Origin of the sequence: Streptomyces hokutonensis, assembly GCF_042751305.1 — a bacterium.
GTDB classification, from domain to species: domain Bacteria; phylum Actinomycetota; class Actinomycetes; order Streptomycetales; family Streptomycetaceae; genus Streptomyces; species Streptomyces hokutonensis_A.
Genome location: NZ_JBHYWD010000046.1, coordinates 3,500 through 22,515, shown reverse-complemented (window position 1 = coordinate 22,515; position 19,016 = coordinate 3,500). Strand labels below are relative to the sequence as shown.

At 69.8% G+C, this 19,016-nt stretch carries 17 protein-coding genes; 12 read left to right on the top strand and 5 right to left on the bottom strand.

The features are described from left to right. Positions 1-102: 102 nt before the first annotated feature. The 4 genes from ACFXC1_RS50640 to ACFXC1_RS50625 are packed head-to-tail and all read right to left on the bottom strand — an operon-like array spanning position 103 to position 3,633. Complete coding sequence (locus tag ACFXC1_RS50640) at positions 103-726, bottom strand: response regulator (RefSeq protein WP_381257127.1); 624 nt, start codon at positions 724-726, stop codon at positions 103-105. Next, positions 723-1,922: a sensor histidine kinase gene (locus ACFXC1_RS50635; protein ID WP_381257130.1), complete on the bottom strand. Its 1,200-nt coding sequence runs from the start codon at positions 1,920-1,922 to the stop codon at positions 723-725. Before ACFXC1_RS50635 ends, ACFXC1_RS50640 begins: the two co-directional genes overlap by 4 nt. After that, positions 1,919-2,770 carry an ABC transporter permease gene (locus ACFXC1_RS50630; protein ID WP_381257124.1) on the bottom strand — a complete coding sequence of 284 codons (852 nt, stop codon included), beginning with the start codon at positions 2,768-2,770 and terminating at the stop codon, positions 1,919-1,921. The genes ACFXC1_RS50635 and ACFXC1_RS50630 overlap by 4 nt, the downstream gene beginning before the upstream one ends. Then, positions 2,767-3,633 carry an ABC transporter ATP-binding protein gene (locus tag ACFXC1_RS50625; protein WP_381257121.1) on the bottom strand — a complete coding sequence of 289 codons (867 nt, stop codon included), beginning with the start codon at positions 3,631-3,633 and terminating at the stop codon, positions 2,767-2,769. The genes ACFXC1_RS50630 and ACFXC1_RS50625 overlap by 4 nt, the downstream gene beginning before the upstream one ends. Before the next feature lie 142 nt (positions 3,634-3,775). Here ACFXC1_RS50625 and ACFXC1_RS50620 point away from each other — a divergent pair, with 142 nt between their 5' ends. The 3 genes from ACFXC1_RS50620 (at position 3,776) to rpsD (ending at position 6,763) form a co-directional block, all read left to right on the top strand. Then, on the top strand, positions 3,776-4,432 hold the full coding sequence (locus ACFXC1_RS50620; protein ID WP_381257119.1) for a vitamin K epoxide reductase family protein: 657 nt from the start codon (positions 3,776-3,778) through the stop codon (positions 4,430-4,432). A gap of 47 nt (positions 4,433-4,479) precedes the next feature. After that, a complete protein-coding gene (locus tag ACFXC1_RS50615) occupies positions 4,480-5,835 on the top strand; it encodes a replication-associated recombination protein A (protein WP_381257116.1) in 1,356 nt (451 codons plus the stop codon). A 313-nt stretch (positions 5,836-6,148) separates the two neighbouring features. Next, complete coding sequence (gene rpsD, locus ACFXC1_RS50610; protein ID WP_019066381.1) at positions 6,149-6,763, top strand: 30S ribosomal protein S4; 615 nt, start codon at positions 6,149-6,151, stop codon at positions 6,761-6,763. Positions 6,764-6,796: 33 nt separating this feature from the next. Here rpsD and ACFXC1_RS50605 read toward each other — a convergent pair whose 3' ends face one another. Then, on the bottom strand, positions 6,797-8,968 hold the full coding sequence (locus ACFXC1_RS50605; RefSeq protein ID WP_381257112.1) for an ATP-binding protein: 2,172 nt from the start codon (positions 8,966-8,968) through the stop codon (positions 6,797-6,799). A 152-nt stretch (positions 8,969-9,120) separates the two neighbouring features. On the opposite strand from ACFXC1_RS50605, the gene ACFXC1_RS50600 reads away from it, so the two are divergent. The 9 genes from ACFXC1_RS50600 to aroB all read left to right on the top strand — a co-directional run bounded on the left by ACFXC1_RS50600 (position 9,121) and on the right by aroB (position 18,745). Next, positions 9,121-9,567: a DUF948 domain-containing protein gene (locus tag ACFXC1_RS50600; RefSeq protein ID WP_063739143.1), complete on the top strand. Its 447-nt coding sequence runs from the start codon at positions 9,121-9,123 to the stop codon at positions 9,565-9,567. 7 nt (positions 9,568-9,574) lie between these two features. Next, on the top strand, positions 9,575-9,925 hold the full coding sequence (locus ACFXC1_RS50595) for a hypothetical protein (RefSeq protein WP_381257109.1): 351 nt from the start codon (positions 9,575-9,577) through the stop codon (positions 9,923-9,925). Continuing rightward, the gene (gene alaS, locus ACFXC1_RS50590; protein ID WP_381257106.1) at positions 9,925-12,597 is read left to right on the top strand and encodes an alanine--tRNA ligase; all 2,673 of its coding nucleotides are present in this window, start codon (positions 9,925-9,927) and stop codon (positions 12,595-12,597) included. The genes ACFXC1_RS50595 and alaS overlap by 1 nt, the downstream gene beginning before the upstream one ends. Positions 12,598-12,612: 15 nt before the next feature. Continuing rightward, positions 12,613-13,077, top strand: coding sequence for a Holliday junction resolvase RuvX (gene ruvX / locus ACFXC1_RS50585; protein ID WP_381257103.1), 465 nt, complete (start codon positions 12,613-12,615; stop codon positions 13,075-13,077). A gap of 122 nt (positions 13,078-13,199) precedes the next feature. Further along, a complete protein-coding gene (mltG, locus tag ACFXC1_RS50580; protein ID WP_381257100.1) occupies positions 13,200-14,939 on the top strand; it encodes an endolytic transglycosylase MltG in 1,740 nt (579 codons plus the stop codon). After that, positions 14,920-15,759 (top strand): shikimate dehydrogenase, encoded by an 840-nt coding sequence (locus tag ACFXC1_RS50575; protein ID WP_381257097.1) that lies wholly within the window; start codon positions 14,920-14,922, stop codon positions 15,757-15,759. The genes mltG and ACFXC1_RS50575 overlap by 20 nt, the downstream gene beginning before the upstream one ends. Positions 15,760-15,957: 198 nt before the next feature. Beyond that, on the top strand, positions 15,958-17,142 hold the full coding sequence (aroC, locus tag ACFXC1_RS50570) for a chorismate synthase (RefSeq protein ID WP_381257095.1): 1,185 nt from the start codon (positions 15,958-15,960) through the stop codon (positions 17,140-17,142). Beyond that, positions 17,139-17,657 (top strand): shikimate kinase, encoded by a 519-nt coding sequence (locus tag ACFXC1_RS50565; RefSeq protein WP_381257092.1) that lies wholly within the window; start codon positions 17,139-17,141, stop codon positions 17,655-17,657. Before aroC ends, ACFXC1_RS50565 begins: the two co-directional genes overlap by 4 nt. Beyond that, entirely contained in the window at positions 17,654-18,745 is a 1,092-nt protein-coding gene (aroB, locus tag ACFXC1_RS50560; RefSeq protein ID WP_381257089.1) for a 3-dehydroquinate synthase, read from the top strand. Before ACFXC1_RS50565 ends, aroB begins: the two co-directional genes overlap by 4 nt. Positions 18,746-19,016 lie beyond the last annotated feature (271 nt).

The following is a 19,016-nucleotide window of genomic DNA, read 5'->3' as shown; positions in this document are numbered from 1 at the left end:
GCTGAAAGCTGCTGCAATTCAGCCCCTCCGGCGTTTGAGGAGCGGGGTCTGGGGCGGAGCCCCAGGGACGGGACGGGTAGGGGCGGCGGGGGCGAAGAACCGCTAGTCCAGCAACCCGTACCGCATCGCACTCGTCACCGCCGCCGTCCGGTCGTCCACCCCCAACTTCCCGAACACCCGCAGCAGATGCGTCTTCACCGTCGACTCCCCGATGTACAACCGCCGCCCGATCTCCGCGTTCGTGCACCCCTCCGCCACCAACCGCAACACCGCCGTCTCCCGCTCGGACAACCGAGGCCGCTCCGGCTTCGTCCGCAACCGGTCCACCAACCGCGCGGCCACCGACGGCGCCAACACCGTCTCGCCCCGCGCAGCGGCCCGTACCGCGTCGGCAAGTTCTCCCCGAGGCAGGTCCTTCAGCAGATAGCCCGCCGCCCCCGCCTCCACCGCGCGCAGAATGTCCCGGTCCGTCTCGTACGTCGTGAGGACGATCACCCGGCACGGCAGCCCGGCCTCGCTCATCCGCACGATGGAGTCGACACCTCCGCCGCCCGGCATCCGCAGGTCCATCAGCACGATGTCGGGCCGGAGTTCGGCCGCCAGCACCTCGGCCTGCGGCCCGCTGGACGCGTCGGCGATCACGTCGAGATCCGGTTCGGCACTGAGCATGGCGCGCAGACCCTCCCGTACGACGGGATGGTCGTCGGCCAGCACGATCCGGATCATCGGGGACTCCTCAAGGGCGAAACGGGCAGTTCTACGGTCACCGTCGTTCCCTCGCCCCGCACGCTGCGCACCCGCGCCGTCCCGCCCACCTCCGCGGCCCGGGTGCGGAGCCCCGCCAGGCCGTAGCCGTCGGACACCGCACCCGGGTCGAAGCCGCACCCGTCGTCCCGCACCGAGACGGTCAGTGTCGCGTCGGCGTACGCCAGCGTGAGGCTCACCGTCGCCGAACTCCCCGCGTGCTTACGGGCGTTGGCAAGGGCCTCCTGGCAGGAGCGCAGGGCGACCACCTCGGGCGCGGCGGGCAACGCCCTTACCGGGCCGGTGACTTGGAGCATCGCGTCATGGCGCGCGGCGAGCCGGCGCAGGGCATCCGGCAGCGAGGCGTCGGCGAGGTCGGCCGGGGTGCCGCCGGCGACCAGGGCGCGGGCCTCGGCGAGGTTCTGCCGGGCGGTTTCGTCCATCAGGGCGAGGTGGCGGCGGGCTTGGGGGAGGTCCTCGTCCAGCTCGGCCTCCACCGCCTGGATCAGCATCAGCAGACTGGTGAAGCCTTGGGCGAGGGTGTCGTGGATCTCCCGGGCCATGCGCTCCCGCTCGGCCAGCGCGCCGTGCGCCGACGACAGCCGGGAGACCTCGTGGCGGCTCGCGTCCAGCTCGGCGATCAACTCGGCGCGCTCCTGGCTCTGTTCGATGACCCGGATGATCCACGTTCCGAGGGCCACCGAGAAGACCAGGGTGACCACGGCGAACACCGAGTTGAAGAACACGTCATGGGCGGCGGGCCACCACAGCAGCGCCCAGCCGATCACCGGCGCGATGTTGATCACGGTCACCGCGATCAGCGCCCAGCGCAGCCGCAGCATCATGAAGCAGGGCGGGACGAGGGCGAAGGACATCAGCCGGGTCTCGCCGACCAGCACCGCCGACGGCAGGAACAGCGCCATCTGCGCCACGAGGTAGGAGACGGCCCGCCGCTCGTCGGGCGGATCGCCCCGCAGGACAGGGCGCCCGAACCAGACGTACAGAGGGACCAGCGGGACGAGCAGCCCGGCCGCCACCACGCGCACCGGCCACCCCGGCCTGTCCGTGCCGAGCACGAACACCAGGGTGGCCAGCCAGATCAGGGCGAAGTACGTGTCCCAGATCCGGAACGACCGGTCCCAGGTGTACGAGCCCTTCACCGGCGCGGGGACGGTCATCCGTCCCGCCGGTTCTTCCACCGAAAGGTCAGCAGGCACAGCAGCAATCCTCCGACGCACCACGCCCCGAGCACCACTGCGATCTTCCCGAACTCCCAGCTCCCGGCCTGCTCCAGCACCTGCGCCGACGAGGGCAGGAACACCCCGCGCAGCCCCTGGCACATCCACTTCAGCGGGAACAGGGCGCCGATGTTGAGCATCCAGTCCGGGATGGTGTCGATGGAGATGTACACCCCGGAGATGAACTGCAGGACCAGGAAGGGCAGTACGACCACGGAGGTCGCGCTCTTGCCGGACTTGGGGACCGAGCTGACCGCGATGCCGAGCAGCGCGCACGCCGTGAGACCGAGCACGAAGATCCACCCGAAGTCCAGCCACTTGCCGGCGGAGGAGGGCAGATCGACGCCGTAGAAACCGGTCCCGACGAGCAGCAGGATCGCGGTCTCCAGCAGGCCCGTGACCAGAACCAGCCAGATCTTGCCGAGGAAGTACGCGGCCGGTGGCATCGGTGTGCCGCGCAGTCGGCGCAGCACCTTCTCGTCGCGTTCGATCGCGATCGAGATGCCGAGGGACTGGAAGCTCGTCGACATGATGCCGGCGGCCATCATGGCCGGGACGTAGAGCTGGGAGGCGGTGACGCCCGCGCCCCGGACGTCGTCCTTGAAGATCGACGCGAAGAGGAAGAGGAAGACGACCGGGAAGGCGAAGGTGAAGACCACCTGGTCGCGCTGGCGGAAGAACTGTTTGAGTTCCAGCACCCCGCGCCGCAGCCCGAGCCCCCAGGCACCGGGCAGCCGCTCCTCGGGTGCCCGGGGCCGGGTCCGTACGGCAGTCGTGGTCGTGGTCATCGCACGTCCTCCTGTCCGGTCAGCCGGAGGTAGACGTCCTCCAGGGTGGGGCGGGTCACCAGCAGGCCCGGGATCTCGCCGTCGAAGCGCTGGATGAGTTCGGCCACGACCTTGGTGGGAGTGTCGGTGTGCTCCGCGCGCGGGGTGCCGTCGGGCTCGGTCCACTCGACGGTGGCTCCGGTGCCGTGGCGCTCGCGCAGGGCGGCCGGTTCACCCTCGGCGACCACCCGGCCCTTGGCGACGATGGCGAGGCGGTCGGCGAGGTTCTCCGCCTCCTCCAGGTAGTGGGTGGTGAGGAGGATGGTGGTGCCCTCGCCAGCCAGCTTGCGGATCAGGTCCCAGAACTGGCGCCTGGCCGCCGGGTCGAAACCGGTCGTCGGCTCGTCCAGGAGCAGGAGTTCCGGATCGCCGATCACTCCGAGGGCCACGTCCAGACGCCTGCGCTGGCCCCCCGAGAGCGCCTTGATGCGGCTGTCCGCCTTGGCCTCCAGCCCCACCAGGCCGATGACCTCCTCGGGGTCGCGCGGACGCGGGTAGTAGCGGGCGAAGTGCCGTACGGTCTCGCCGACCGTCAACTCCGCGGGTGCCGATTCGTCCTGCCAGACGATGCCGACCCGCGAACGCCACGCGCGCGTGCCCGTCGCCGGGTCCGACCCGAGTACCAGGACCTCGCCCGCGTCCCGGCCCCGGTTGCCCTGGAGGATCTCCACCGTGGTGCTCTTGCCCGCGCCATTGGGCCCGAGCAGGCCGAACACCTCCCCGGTGCGTATCTCCAGGTCGATTCCGTCAACGGCGGTCACGTCCCCGTACTGCTTGCGCAGCCCCCGCACATCCACTGCGAGGTCGTTCGCCTGTGTTGTCATGGCATGAGCATCGTCCGGAATCGAGCGTTCAGGGACGACCGTACGTACTTCCTTATGTCCACCGAACGGTGGACAGGCCGGTGCGTGCGGCACAATGGCCCTGCCCGAAGATGGTCCAACTCTCAAGTGACGGATCGGCGTGATGAGCAAGACGACAGTGAAGGACGTCTCCACCGACTCCGAGCCGGAGCACACGGCCGAGGAGCCGCGCACGGTCGGCAGCAGCCGGGCCTTCGCCGTGCTGCTGGTGATCACCGGTGCGGCCGGTCTGCTCGCCGCGTGGGTCATCACGATCGACAAGTTCAAGATCCTTGAGGGCAAGGTCGCGGGCAAGACGTTCACCCCGAGCTGCAGCATCAACCCGATCGTGTCCTGCGGCAGCGTGATGGAGAGCAAGCAGGCCGCGGCCTTCGGCTTCCCGAACCCGATGCTCGGCCTGGTCGCCTACGGCATCGTGATCTGCGTCGGCATCAGCCTGCTGACCCGGGTGAAGTTCCCGCGCTGGTACTGGCTGACCTTCAACTTCGGCACGCTCTTCGGGGTGGGCTTCTGCACCTGGCTGCAGTTCCAGTCGCTGTACCGGATCAACGCGCTGTGCCTGTGGTGCTCGCTGGCCTGGGTCGCCACGATCACCATGTTCTGGTACGTCACCTCGTTCAACATGCGCAACGACTTCCTGAAGGTCCCGCGCCCGGTGAAGAACTTCCTGGGCGAGTTCACCTGGGTCCTCCCGGTCACGCACGTCGGCATCATCGCCATGCTGATCCTGACCCGCTGGGGCACCCAGCTCTGGGCCTGACCTCGGCCCCGACGGGATTGTCAGTGGCGTGACATAGGGTTTTGGACGTGGAGCCCGACCTATTCACCGCCGCCGCGGAAGAACGCCAGGAGAAGGACCCGTCCAGCAGTCCCCTGGCGGTGCGGATGCGCCCGCGCACCCTCGACGAGGTGGTGGGCCAGCAGCACCTGCTGAAGCCGGGCTCACCCCTGCGCAGGCTCGTCGGCGAGGGCGCGGGCGGTCCCGCCGGTCCTTCCTCGGTGATCCTCTGGGGACCGCCCGGCACCGGGAAGACGACGCTCGCCTACGTCGTCTCCAAGGCCACCAACAAGCGGTTCGTGGAGCTGTCCGCGATCACCGCCGGGGTCAAGGAGGTCCGCGCGGTCATCGACGGCGCCCGCCGCGCGACCGGCGGCTTCGGCAAGGAGACCGTCCTCTTCCTCGACGAGATCCACCGCTTCAGCAAGGCCCAGCAGGACTCCCTCCTCCCGGCCGTGGAGAACCGCTGGATCACCCTGATCGCGGCGACCACGGAGAACCCGTACTTCTCGGTGATCTCCCCGCTGCTGTCCCGCTCCCTGCTCCTCACCCTCGAACCCCTCACGGACGAGGACCTGCGCGCCCTGTTGCGCCGGGCGCTGTCCGACGAGCGCGGTCTCAAGGACGCGGTCACGCTCCCCGAGGACAGCGAGAACCACCTGCTGCGCATCGCCGGTGGTGACGCCCGCCGGGCGCTGACCGCCCTGGAGGCCGCCGCCGGGGCCGCCCTCGACAAGGGCGAGCCGGACATCACCCTCCAGACCCTGGAGGAGACGGTCGACCGCGCGGCCGTGAAGTACGACCGGGACGGCGACCAGCACTACGACGTGGCCAGCGCCCTCATCAAGTCCATCCGCGGCTCGGACGTCGACGCCGCCCTGCACTACCTCGCCCGCATGATCGAGGCCGGGGAGGACCCCCGCTTCATCGCCCGCCGCCTGATGATCTCGGCCAGCGAGGACATCGGCCTCGCCGATCCCAACGCGCTGCCCATCGCGGTCGCCGCCGCCCAGGCCGTGGCGATGATCGGCTTCCCGGAGGCCGCGCTCACCCTCAGCCACGCCACCATCGCCCTCGCCCTGGCGCCCAAGTCGAACGCGGCGACCATGGCCATCGGCGCCGCCATGGAGGACGTACGCAAGGGGCACGCGGGCCCGGTGCCGATGCATCTGCGGGACGGGCACTACAAGGGCGCGGCCAAGCTGGGGCACGCCCAGGGGTACGTCTACCCGCACGACCTGCCCGAGGGCATCGCCGAGCAGCAGTACGCCCCGGAGGAGCTGAAGGACCGCGAGTACTACGAGCCGACCCGGCACGGCGCGGAGGCGCGGTACGCGGACGCCGTGGAGTGGACCAGAAAGCACCTTGGTCGTAGGCGGTCCTGAGCACCCTGTAGAATCCCCCGAAGTGCTGTGTCCCGTGCTGTCAGAACGGGACGGTCAGCCGGAGCCAGTCAAAGGACCCAGTTCTCGGACCGGCTCCAGGAGCGTCGCGCACCGTTCGAATGGTGTCGCGGGCAGCCCACCACCATCCGCCGCACGGCGGGACCGGTCGGTGGGCCACTCGCGTGCTGCACGTAGTGCCCAGATCAGGGGAGCGGCTGCCCTCCAGGTCCCGCAAGGGATCCGGCGGGTTTCCCCGGCTGCGGATGCGACCTCCCTCACCACCCTGACAAGCCGACAGACAGAGAGAGACATCGTGGCGAACCAGTCCCGCCCCAAGGTCAAGAAGTCGCGTGCCCTCGGCATCGCGCTGACCCCGAAGGCCGTCAAGTACTTCGAGGCCCGTCCCTACCCGCCGGGTGAGCACGGTCGTGGCCGCAAGCAGAACTCGGACTACAAGGTCCGTCTGCTGGAGAAGCAGCGTCTGCGCGCGCAGTACGACGTGTCCGAGCGCCAGCTCGTCCGCGCCTACGAGCGTGCCTCCAAGGTCCAGGGCAAGACCGGTGAGGCCCTGATCATCGAGCTGGAGCGTCGTCTCGACGCGCTGGTCCTGCGTTCGGGCATCGCCCGCACGATCTACCAGGCCCGCCAGATGGTCGTTCACGGCCACATCGAGGTCAACGGCCAGAAGGTCGACAAGCCGTCCTTCCGCGTCAAGCCGGACGACGTCGTCATGGTCCGCGAGCGCAGCCGCAGCAAGACCCTGTTCGAGGTCTCCCGCGCCGGTGGCTTCGCCCCCGACGGCGAGACCCCGCGCTACCTCCAGGTGAACCTCGGCGCCCTGGCGTTCCGCCTGGACCGCGAGCCGAACCGCAAGGAGATCCCGGTGATCTGCGACGAGCAGCTCGTCGTCGAGTACTACGCCCGCTGATCACCTCACGGACGTAGCACCACCTGCACCACGTCAGCCCGTTGTCTCCCCGCCCTTCCGGGTGGGCGAGGCGGCGGGCTTTCGCATGTCCACGCGGACCGCCCCGTGCCGCACCGGTCCGCGCGGCACCGGCACCGCGTCCAGCGACCGCGACTGGCCCAACGCCCGCGCCACGGCCGCCTCCCGGCCCAGCCGAGCCCCTTCCCGTACGCACTCCTCGTACCGCTCGTCGCCGAGCCGCTCCCGGGCCATCGCCTCGCACAGCTCGTGCGGCGCGTTGTAGTACGCCGAACCGAACAGCGGCAGCCCCACCGACGGCCACATCCCGCCCGCCGCGCCCTGCAGCAGCGCAGCCTCGGCGGCATCGCCCTCCGCCGCCGTGACGAGGGCCAGCAGTTCGACCGCCAACACCGAGCCCAGCAGGTCCCGGAAGCCGTGCGCGCTGCCCAGACAGTCCGCCAACAGGTCGCGCGCGAGCGGGAGTTCACCGTCGCTCCAGGCGACGTAGGCCAGGACGTACAGCGCGTACGCCCGGGTCCACCGCTCGCCGTGGTCCTCGCACACCCGCCGGACGTCCTCGCACAGCTTCACCGCGTCGGCCAGATCGCCCTGGAACGCGCGTGTCATCGCCAGCTCGACCTGACCCATCAGCACATTGCTGTTGAGCTCGCCGATCTGCTGATAGCGGTCGAGCGCCGAGCGCAGCAGCGTCTCCGCGCGCGGCATGTCGTCCGTGACCAACGCCAGGCAGCCGGTGCGGTGTTCGGCGTACGCGACCGCCGTGGGGTTCGCCGCGTGGTCGGCCTCCTCGCGGCACTCCTGGAGCGCGGCCAGCGCGGGCACGGTGTCGCCCTGGAGGATCGCCACATAGCCGAGCACCCACAGGGCCTTGAGGCGCGACTGGTCGTTGGCGGTGTTCTCCGCGTCGAGCTGCACGGCCTGCTCCAGCCAGTGCCGGCCCTCCGAGAGCCGTCCGCAGCCCGCCCAGTAGAACCACAGGGAGCCCGCGAGGTACTGGCCCAGATGTGTTTCGTCCGGCTCGGTCAGGCAGTACTCCAGGGCGCCGCGCAGATTCGGCAGCTCCGCCTCGACGCGCGCGGCGACCTCGCCCTGGCGCGGCGAGAACCAGTCCAGCTCGCACCAGGTGGCCAGCCCCAGATACCAGTCGCGGTGCCGCCGCCGCAGCCGGGCCGCGTCCCCGGTCGCCTCCAGCCAGTCGGCGCCGTAGGCCCGGATCGTGTCGAGCATCCGGTAGCGCAGGCCCGTCGCTGTCTCCTCGCGTACGACCACGGACTGAGCGAGCAGTTCGGACAGCACGTCGAGGACGCCGTCCGAGGGCAGTCCGTCGCCGCCGCAGACGTACTCGGCGGCCTCCAGGTCGAAGCGCCCGGCGAACACCGAAAGCCGCGCCCAGAGCAACCGCTCCTCGGGCGTGCACAGTTCATGGCTCCAGCCGATCGCGGTCCGCAGCGTCTGATGGCGGGGCAACGCGTCCCTGCGCCCGCCTGCCAGCAGCCGGAACCGGTCGTCGAACCGCGCCAGCAACTCCCCGGGCGCCAGGGCCCGCAGTCGCCCCGCCGCCAGCTCGACGGCAAGGGGAATCCCGTCCAGTCTCCGGCACAACTCCCGTACGTCCGCGTCCTCTTCGCCGAGGACGACCCCCTGCTGCGCGGCCCGCTCGGCCAGCAGCTCCGCCGCCTCGCCCTCACCCAACGGAGCCAGCGCCACCACCCGCTCGCCCGCCAGCTCCAACGGCCGCCGCCCCACCGCCAGCACCCGCAGCCCCGGCACCCGCCCCACCAACTCGGCCACCAGCGGGGCACACACCTCCACCAGATGCTCGAACCCGTCCAGTACCAACAGAAGTTGACGTTGCGTCAGATGAGCGAGCAGCGCCTCGCGCGGCAGCCGCGTGGTGTGATCCGTCAGGCCCAGCGCCTCTACGACCGCGAAGTCCACGAGTTCCGGATCGCGTACCGGCGCCAGTTCCACCCGCCACACGCCGTCCGGGGGAGCGGACCGGGCCGCCGCGTGGGCCGCGAGCCGGGACTTGCCGACCCCGCCGGGCCCAGTCACCGTGACCAGACGCGAGGCGTCGAGCGCCCGTGCCAGCTCGGTGAGTTCGGCCGAGCGGCCCACGAACCGGTCCGGTTCGAGGGGCAGATTGCCGTCCGCGGTGGCGTCGCCGCCATGGGAAGCTCGCATGGAACACGGAGCGTACTGAACCGTATTCAGTCCGTACAATCGCTTCGCCCAACTCCACTGCGCGCGGGGCGGGAATGCGGTACGGAGCGCCACCCCCGGCGCGATAGGCTCGGGGCCAGTTATCTACAGATGTTTGTGAGAGAGGGTGTCAGGTGTCCGGTGGAGAGGTGGCCGGGATCCTGGTGGCCGTCTTCTGGGCGATCCTGGTCTCCTTCCTCGCCGTCGCACTGGTGAGGCTGGCCCAGACGCTCAAGGCGACCACCAAGCTCGTCGCGGACGTCACCGACCAGGCCGTCCCGCTCCTGGCGGACGCCTCCGCGGCGGTGCGCTCGGCGCAGACCCAGATCGACCGGGTCGACGCGATCGCCTCCGACGTCCAGGAAGTCACGTCGAACGCCTCCGCCCTGTCCACCACCGTCGCCTCCACCTTCGGCGGTCCCCTCGTCAAGGTCGCGGCCTTCGGCTACGGCGTCCGCCGGGCCCTGGGCGGCCGGCGCGAGGACGTGCCCGCGCCGTCGGGGGCGTCCCGTCGTACGGTGATCGTGGGCCGTACCGTCCCGGCCGGACGGCGGGGCAAACGCACCCGGAAGAAGGACTGACCGAGCGATGTTCCGCCGTACGTTCTGGTTCGGCACGGGCGTGGCCGCCGGTGTCTGGGCGACCACCAAGGTCAATCGCAAGCTGAAGCAGCTGACCCCCGAGCACCTGGCCGTCTCCGCGGCCAACAAGGCGCTCGAAGCCGGGCACCGGCTCAAGGACAGCGCGGTCGGCTTCGCACTCGACGTCCGCGCGGGCATGGCCCAGCGGGAGGCCGAACTCGGCGACGCGTTGGGGATCAACGCCCCGGTCGACCCCGAACTCCCCGCACCCAGGCAGCACATCGCCATCGAGAACCGCAGCAACCCGAAGTTCGTCGACAGGACGACGTACTCGTACAACCGGAATGAGGACCACTGATGGAGTCGGCTGAAATCCGCCGCCGCTGGCTGAGCTTCTACGAGGAGCGCGGCCACACCGTTGTCCCCTCGGCGTCGCTCATCGCGGACGACCCGACTCTGCTCCTGGTCCCCGCCGGCATGGTCCCCTTCAAGCCGTACTTCCTCGGCGAGGTCAAGCCGCCGTGGCCGCGCGCCACCAGCGTGCAGAAGTGCGTGCGCACACCTGACATCGAAGAGGTCGGCAAGACCACCCGCCACGGCACGTTCTTCCAGATGTGCGGCAACTTCTCCTTCGGTGACTACTTCAAGGAAGGCGCCATCACCTACGCCTGGGAGCTGCTCACCTCGCCCCAGGACAAGGGCGGTTACGGTCTAGACCCCGAGCGGCTGTGGATCACGGTCTACCTCGACGACGACGAGGCCGAGACCATCTGGCGCGACAAGATCGGCGTCCCGGCCGAGCGCATCCAGCGTCTCGGCAAGAAGGACAACTACTGGTCGATGGGCGTCCCCGGCCCGTGTGGCCCGTGCTCCGAGATCAACTACGACCGCGGCCCCGAGTTCGGCGTCGAGGGCGGCCCGGCTGTCAACGACGAGCGGTACGTGGAGATCTGGAACCTGGTCTTCATGCAGTACGAGCGCGGCGAGGGTATCGGCAAGGAGGACTTCGAGATCCTCGGCGAGCTGCCCAGCAAGAACATCGACACGGGCCTCGGCCTGGAGCGCCTCGCGATGATCCTGCAGGGCGTGCAGAACATGTACGAGATCGACACCTCGATGGCCGTCATCAAGAAGGCCACCGAGCTGACCGGTGTCGAGTACGGCGACGCGCACGAGTCCGACGTCTCCCTGCGCGTCGTCACCGACCACATGCGTACGTCCGTGATGCTCATCGGCGACGGCGTGACCCCCGGCAACGAGGGCCGCGGCTACGTGCTGCGCCGGATCATGCGCCGCGCCATCCGCAACATGCGCCTGCTCGGCGCCACCGGCCCGGTCGTCAAGGACCTCATCGACACTGTCATCGCGATGATGGGCCAGCAGTACCCGGAGCTCGTCACCGACCGCCAGCGCATCGAGACCGTGGCCCTCGCCGAGGAGGCCGCCTTCCTCAAGACGCTGAAGGCCGGCACCAACATCCTCGACACCGCCATCAGCGACACCAAGGAGTCCGGCGGCAAGGTCCTCGCCGGCGACAAGGCGTTCCTGCTCCACGACACCTGGGGCTTCCCGATCGACCTCACCCTCGAAATGGCCGCCGAACAGGGCCTTTCCGTGGACGAGGACGGCTTCCGGCGCCTGATGAAGCAGCAGCGCGACCAGGCCAAGGCCGACGCCCAGGCCAAGAAGACCGGCCACGCCGGCGTCGGCGCCTACCGCGCGATCGCCGACCAGGCCGGCGAGACCGACTTCATCGGCTACTCGGACACCCTGGGCGAGTCCACCATCGTCGGCATCCTCGTCGACGGCGTCTCCTCCCCGGCCGCCACCGAGGGCGACGAGGTCGAGATCGTCCTCGACCGCACCCCCTTCTACGCCGAGGGCGGCGGCCAGATCGGCGACACCGGCCGCATCAAGGTCGAGTCCGGTGCCGTCATCGAGATCCGCGACTGCCAGAAGCCGGTCCCCGGTGTCTACGTCCACAAGGGCGTCGTCCAGTTCGGCGAGGTCACCGTCGGTGCCAAGGCCGAGGCCTCCATCGACGTCCGCCGCCGCACCGCCATCGCCCGCGCCCACTCGGCCACCCACCTCACCCACCAGGCGCTGCGCGACGCGCTCGGCCCGACGGCCGCGCAGGCCGGTTCCGAGAACCAGCCGGGCCGCTTCCGCTTCGACTTCGGTTCGCCGTCCGCGGTTCCCACCGCCGTGATGACCGACGTCGAGCAGAAGATCAACGAGGTGCTCGCCCGCGACCTGGACGTGCACGCCGAGATCCTCAGCCTCGACGAGGCCAAGAAGCAGGGCGCCATCGCCGAGTTCGGCGAGAAGTACGGCGAGCGGGTCCGCGTCGTCACCATCGGCGACTTCTCCAAGGAGCTGTGCGGCGGCACCCACGTCCACAACACCTCCCAGCTCGGCCTGGTGAAGCTGCTCGGCGAGTCGTCGATCGGCTCCGGAGTACGCCGTATCGAAGCGCTCGTCGGTGTCGACGCGTACAACTTCCTCGCCCGTGAGCACACGGTCGTCGCCCAGCTCCAGGAGCTGATCAAGGGCCGCCCGGAGGAGCTTCCGGAGAAGGTCTCCGCCATGCTCGGCAAGCTGAAGGACGCCGAGAAGGAGATCGAGAAGTTCCGTGCCGAGAAGGTGCTCCAGGCCGCCGCCGGTCTCGTCGAGTCCGCCAAGGACGTGCACGGGATCGCCGTGGTGACCGGCCAGGTCCCGGACGGCACGACCCCCGACGACCTGCGCAAGCTGGTGCTCGACGTGCGCGGCCGCATCCAGGGCGGACGTGCCGCCGTGGTCGCCCTCTTCACTGTCAACAACGGCAAGCCGCTCACCGTCATCGCCACCAACGAAGCCGCCCGCGAGCGCGGCCTCAAGGCCGGTGACCTGGTGCGCGCCGCCGCCAAGACCCTCGGCGGCGGCGGTGGCGGCAAGCCGGACGTGGCCCAGGGCGGCGGCCAGAACCCGGCCGCCGTCGGCGAGGCCGTCGACGCCGTCGAACGCCTCGTCGCCGACACGGCGAAGTAAGAAGCGGTCGAGAGTATGAGAAGAGGACGTCGGCTCGCGCTCGACGTCGGGGACGCCCGCATCGGGGTCGCCTCGTGCGACCCCGACGGAATCCTCGCCACTCCCGTCGAGACGGTTCCCGGCCGCGACATCCCGGCGGCCCACCGCCGGCTGAGGCAGCTCGTCGAGGAGTACGAACCGGTCGAAGTCGTCGTCGGCCTCCCCCGCTCCCTCAAGGGCGGCGAGGGACCGGCCGCCGTGAAGGTCCGGACCTTCGCCCAGGAGCTGGCCAGGGGCATCGCCCCGGTACCGGTCAGACTGTTGGACGAACGGATGACCACAGTGACGGCCAGTCAGGGACTGCGCGCCTCGGGCGTCACTTCCAAGAAAGGCCGCTCGGTCATCGACCAGGCAGCCGCCGTCATCATCCTTCAGCAGGCGTTGGAATCCGAACGGGTGTCAGGTAAACCACCCGGCGAGGGCGTCGAAGTGGTCATCTGATCGCGATACGGTAACGTTCCGCGCGATGCGATGGTGTTCGAACAGCCATGGCACAGCAAGAGGCGGGACGGGAGCCGGAGCCCCAAGCGCCGCGACCGCCGCCTCGCGGCTCTAGGGGATCGATGACTGAGTATGGCCGGGGCCCAGGCTCCGAACCGTGGCATCCGGAGGACCCGTTGTTCGGGGACATCGGATGGGAAGGCCAGCAGGCCCACGTGGGCCAGCAGTCCTCCTACGACGGCCAGCAGCAGCACTATCCGGAACAGCCGCAGCAGCCGCAGCAGTATGGCGACTGGGGTCACGGCCAGCAGGCCGACTACGGTCAGGCGCAGCAGCAGTACCAGGTCTACGACGAACAGGGCCACCCGCAGTACCCCGATCAGCACCAGCAGTACGGCGACCAGCAGCAGTACGCCGATCAGAGTCATCAGCAGTACGTCGGTCAGCAGCAGCAGTACCAGCAGGGCGGCTGGGACGGCATGGGTACGCACGCCCAGGTTCCCTACGCCGCCGACCCCGGCGACCCGTACGGGCAGCAGGCCGCCGCCTACGGCGAACAGCAGCCCGATTTCTACGGTACGCCCGACGCGTTCCCGCCGCCGGAGCCGCCCGGCAAGCGCCGCACGGAACCCGAACCGGAGCAGGTCGACTGGGACCCGGGACCCGATGAAGGCGAACACGCGTTCTTCGCAGGTGGCGGCGACGACGATGACGAGGCCGACGACGAGCCGGAGGACGGCCGCCGACGCGGCAAGGGCGGCAAGGGTAAAGGCGGCAAGGAGAAGAAGCGCCGCAACGGCTGCGCCTGCCTGGTCGTCGTCCTGGTGTTCGGCGGCGGCCTAGGAGGCGTCGGCTATTTCGGCTGGCACTTCTACCAGAACCGTTTCGGCTCGGCGCCCGACTATGCGGGCGGCGGCACCGGCTCCGTGAGCGTCACCATCCCCAAGGGCGCCTTCGGCTCGGACATCGGGCAGAAGCTCAAAGAGGCGGGCGTCGTCAAGAGCGTCGACGCGTTCGTCGCCGCCCAGTCGCAGAATCCCGACGGGAAGAAGATCCAGGCGGGCGTCTTTCTGCTGAAGAAAGAGATGTCCGCCGCGGCCGCCGTCAAGCTGATGCTCGACCCCAAGAGCCAGGACAATCTGATCGTCGCTCCCGGCTGGCGAAACGCTCAGGTCTACGCAGCGATCGACAAGAAACTCCAGATTCCCGACGGCACCACCAAGTCCATCGCCAAGAAGGAATACAAGAGCCTCGGACTGCCCGGCTGGGCAAACGACAACGCGAATATCAAGGACCCACTGGAGGGCTTCCTCTACCCCGGCACCTATGGCGCCGCCAAGGGTATGAAACCCGAAACGGTCCTCAAGCAGATGGTCGCCCAGGCCAACGACAAATATGACGCGATCGACCTCTCGGCGAAGGCCAAGGCGCTCAACCTGGACAGTCCGCTGCAGGTCATCACGGTCGCGAGCCTCGTCCAGGCCGAGGGCAAGACGCACGAGGACTTCCGCAAGATGGCCGAAGTCGTCTACAACCGCCTCAAGACCACTAACGACCAGACCAACCGGTATCTTCAATTCGACTCGACCTTCAATTACCTGAAGGGCCAGAGTAAGATCCACATCAGCGAGTCCGAGATCAACAGCAACAAGGACCCGTACAACACCTACACCCAAAAGGGCCTGCCGCCCGGACCGATCGACAACCCGGGTGCCGAGGCTCTGGCGGCGGCACTGAATCCGACCCATGACGGCTGGATCTACTTCGTGGCGACCGACGGTCAGAACAAGACCGAATTCGCCAAGACGTACGCCGAATTCCAGCGACTCAAGGAAGCGTTCAATGCCAGCACGGGCAACTGACGCCCGCCGGGCCGCCGTGCTCGGTTCACCCATCGCCCACTCCCTCTCCCCGGTACTGCATCGCGCGGCCTACCGGGAACTGGGCCTCGACGGCTGGTCCTACGACCGCTTCGACGTCGACGAGGCCGGCCTGCCGGGGTTCTTCGAGGACCTCGGGCCGGAGTGGGCGGGGCTGTCCCTGACGATGCCGCTGAAGCGGGCCGTCATACCGCTGCTCGACGAGATCAGCGAGACGGCGGCGTCGGTGGACGCGGTCAACACGGTCGTGTTCACCGAGGACGGCCGCAGCGTCGGCGACAACACCGACATCCCCGGCATGGTCGCCGCCCTCCGCGAACACGGCATCGAACAGGTCGACTCGGCCGCGATCCTCGGCGCCGGCGCCACGGCTTCCTCCGCACTCGCCGCCCTCTCCCGGATCTGCACCGGCGAGGTCGTCGCCTACGTCCGCAGCGAGGCCCGCGCCGCCGAGATGCGCCTATGGGGCGAGCGGCTGGACGTGGAGGTCCGCACGGCGGACTGGGCCGACGCGGCGCAGGGCCTGCGTGCCCCCCTGGTCTTCGCGACCACCCCGGCCGGCACCACGGACGCCCTCTCCTCTCTGGTACCGGAACGCCCCGCCACCCTCTTCGACGTCCTCTACGACCCCTGGCCCACCGACCTCGCGGCCCGCTGGTCCGGTTACGGCGGCGCGGTCGTCAGCGGCCTCGACCTCCTGGTCCACCAGGCCGTACTCCAGGTGGAACAGATGACCGGCCACCGGCCGGCCCCCGTCGACGCGATGCGCAGAGCGGGCGAGAAGGCCCTGGCCGACCGCTGAGGCGGGTTCCACAGCAGGCGCCCGGTCGCTGACCTTGGCCGTTCGGCGTCCGATCTCTGGACCGTCGGCCAGGTCCGTGCGCCGAACGTGGGAGGATCGGGGACGGCGGGCCAGGGCCGCGCACCCGGTCACGCCGACGCCGTACGCGAGGACACGCGTACGCAGGGCAGTACCAGGGCGCGAGCATGAGGAGCACCGTTGAGCAGGTTGCGCTGGCTGACCGCGGGGGAGTCCCACGGTCCCGCACTCGTGGCGACGTTGGAGGGTCTTCCCGCCGGTGTGCCGATCACCACGGAGATGGTCGCGGACCACCTGGCCCGGCGTCGGCTCGGTTATGGGCGTGGTGCGCGCATGAAGTTCGAGCGTGATGAGGTGACTTTCCTGGGCGGTGTCCGTCACGGCCTGACGCTCGGTTCCCCGGTCGCGGTCATGGTGGGCAACACGGAGTGGCCGAAGTGGGAGCAGGTGATGGCGGCCGACCCGGTCGACCCGGAGATCCTGGCGGGGCTGGCCCGCAACGCCCCGCTGACCCGGCCGCGCCCCGGCCACGCAGACCTCGCCGGCATGCAGAAGTACGGTTTCGACGAGGCCCGCCCGATCCTGGAGCGTGCGTCGGCGCGGGAGACGGCGGCGCGGGTGGCGCTGGGTGCGGTGGCCCGGTCGTACCTCAAGGAGACGGCCGGTATCGAGATCGTCTCGCACGTCGTCGAGCTTGCCTCGGCCAAGGCTCCGCAGGGTGTGTACCCCACCCCGGCCGACGTCGAGAAGCTGGACGCCGACCCCGTGCGCTGCCTCGACGCGGATGCCTCGAAGGCGATGGTCGCGGAGATCGACCAGGCCCACAAGGACGGCGACACGCTGGGTGGTGTGGTCGAGGTCCTGGCCTACGGTGTTCCGGTGGGTCTGGGCTCGCATGTGCACTGGGACCGCAAGCTGGACGCCCGTCTGGCCGGTGCCCTGATGGGCATCCAGGCGATCAAGGGTGTGGAGATCGGTGACGGGTTCGAGCTGGCGCGGGTGCCGGGTTCGAAGGCGCACGACGAGATCGTGAAGACCGATGAGGGTATTCGTCGGGTCTCCGGCCGTTCCGGCGGCACCGAGGGCGGGCTGTCCACCGGCGAACTGCTGCGGGTGCGGGCCGCGATGAAGCCGATCGCGACGGTGCCGCGCGCGCTGCAGACCGTGGATGTGGTCACCGGTGAGGCCACGCAGGCCCACCACCAGCGCTCCGACGTGTCCGCGGTCCCGGCCGCCGGCATCGTCGCCGAGGCGATGGTCGCCCTCGTCCTCGCGGACGCGGTCGCGGAGAAGTTCGGTGGCGACTCGGTGCCCGAGACCCGGCGCAACGTCCGTTCGTATCTTGAGAACCTGGCCATCCGGTGACCGCGACCCCGCTGGTCGTCCTGGTCGGTCCGATGGGCGTCGGCAAGTCCACCGTCGGACAGCAGCTCGCGGAGCGGCTCGGTGTCGGCTACCGGGACACGGACGACGACATCGTGGCCGCCGAGGGCCGTACGATCGCGGAGATCTTCGTCGACGAGGGCGAGCCGGTCTTCCGCGCGATCGAGAAGCGGGCCGTGGCCCGGGCGCTCGCCGGGCACGACGGTGTCCTGGCGCTGGGCGGCGGTTCGGTCCTCGACGAGGACACGCGTGCGCTGCTGGCCGCGCACCGGGTTGTCTATCTCTCGATGGATGTGGACGAAGCCGTCAAGCGCACCGGTCTGAACGTGGCCCGCCCGTTGCTGACCATCAATCCGCGCAAGCAGTGGCGTGAACTGATGGAAGCCAGGCGGCACTTGTATGCCGAGGTCGCGCGGGCCGTCGTATCCACCGACGGCCGCACCCCCGAAGAGGTCACCCAAGCCGTCCTGGACGCACTGGAGTTGAAGGAAGTATGAGCGAGTCAGTGACGCGGATCCAGGTCGGCGGCACGGCGGGCAGTGACCCGTACGAGGTCCTCGTGGGCCGCCAACTCCTGGGCGAACTGGGCGGGTTGGTCGGCGAGAAGGCCAAACGAGTCGCCGTCATCCACCCCGAGGCGCTGGCCGAGACCGGTGACGCGCTCCGCGCCGATCTGGCGGGACAGGGCTTCGAGGCCGTAGCCATCCAGGTGCCGAACGCCGAGGAGGCCAAGACCGCGGAGGTTGCCGCCTACTGCTGGAAGGCGCTGGGTCAGTCCGGGTTCACCCGCTCCGACGTCATCGTCGGCGTCGGCGGCGGTTCCACCACCGACCTGGCCGGGTTCGTGGCCGCGACCTGGCTGCGCGGGGTCCGCTGGATCGCCGTCCCGACCACCGTGCTCGCGATGGTGGACGCGGCGGTCGGCGGCAAGACCGGCATCAACACCGCCGAGGGCAAGAACCTGGTGGGCTCATTCCACCCGCCGGCCGGCGTGCTCTGCGACCTCGCCGCGCTGGACTCCCTCCCGGTCAACGACTACGTCTCCGGGCTCGCCGAGATCATCAAGGCCGGCTTCATCGCCGACCCGGTGATCCTCGAACTCATCGAGTCCGACCCGGAGTCCGCGCGTACCCCGGCAGGACCGCACACCGCCGAGCTGATCGAACGCTCCATCAAGGTCAAGGCCGAGGTCGTCTCGGCCGACCTCAAGGAGTCGGGCCTGCGCGAGATCCTCAACTACGGCCACACCCTCGCGCACGCCATCGAGAAGAACGAGCGCTACAAGTGGCGGCACGGCGCCGCAGTGGCCGTAGGCATGCACTTCGCGGCCGAACTGGGCCGTCTCGCGGGCCGGTTGGACGACGCGACGGCCGACCGCCACCGCACGGTCCTCGAATCCGTCGGACTCCCGCTCAGTTACCGCTACGACCAGTGGCCCAAGCTCCTGGAGACCATGAAGGTCGACAAGAAGTCCCGCGGCGACCTGCTCCGCTTCATCGTCCTCGACGGCCTCGCCAAACCCACCGTCCTGGAGGGCCCCGACCCGGCCGTCCTCCTCGCCGCGTACGGCGAAGTGGGCGACTAAGTCCCGACGAGCCCCATCCACCCGATTTGCCTTACGGGGATGGGCACTTCGGCCCCTCCCCGGCCGTTCACCAAATGGCGGCCGGGGAAGGTACCGTTCGGTAGGGAGCGGGGGGTTCGGGCCCGCTGCCAGCGCCAATTGCCTGCTGCGAGCGAGCTGGAGGGGCGTGGCCCGGGGCGGTCCCCGGAGTGGGGGGGGGCCCCCAGCAGGGCGCCCCCCCGCGCCCCGCCCCCCCCGCCATACGCCCCCGCCGCCGCGCGGCCGGACAAAA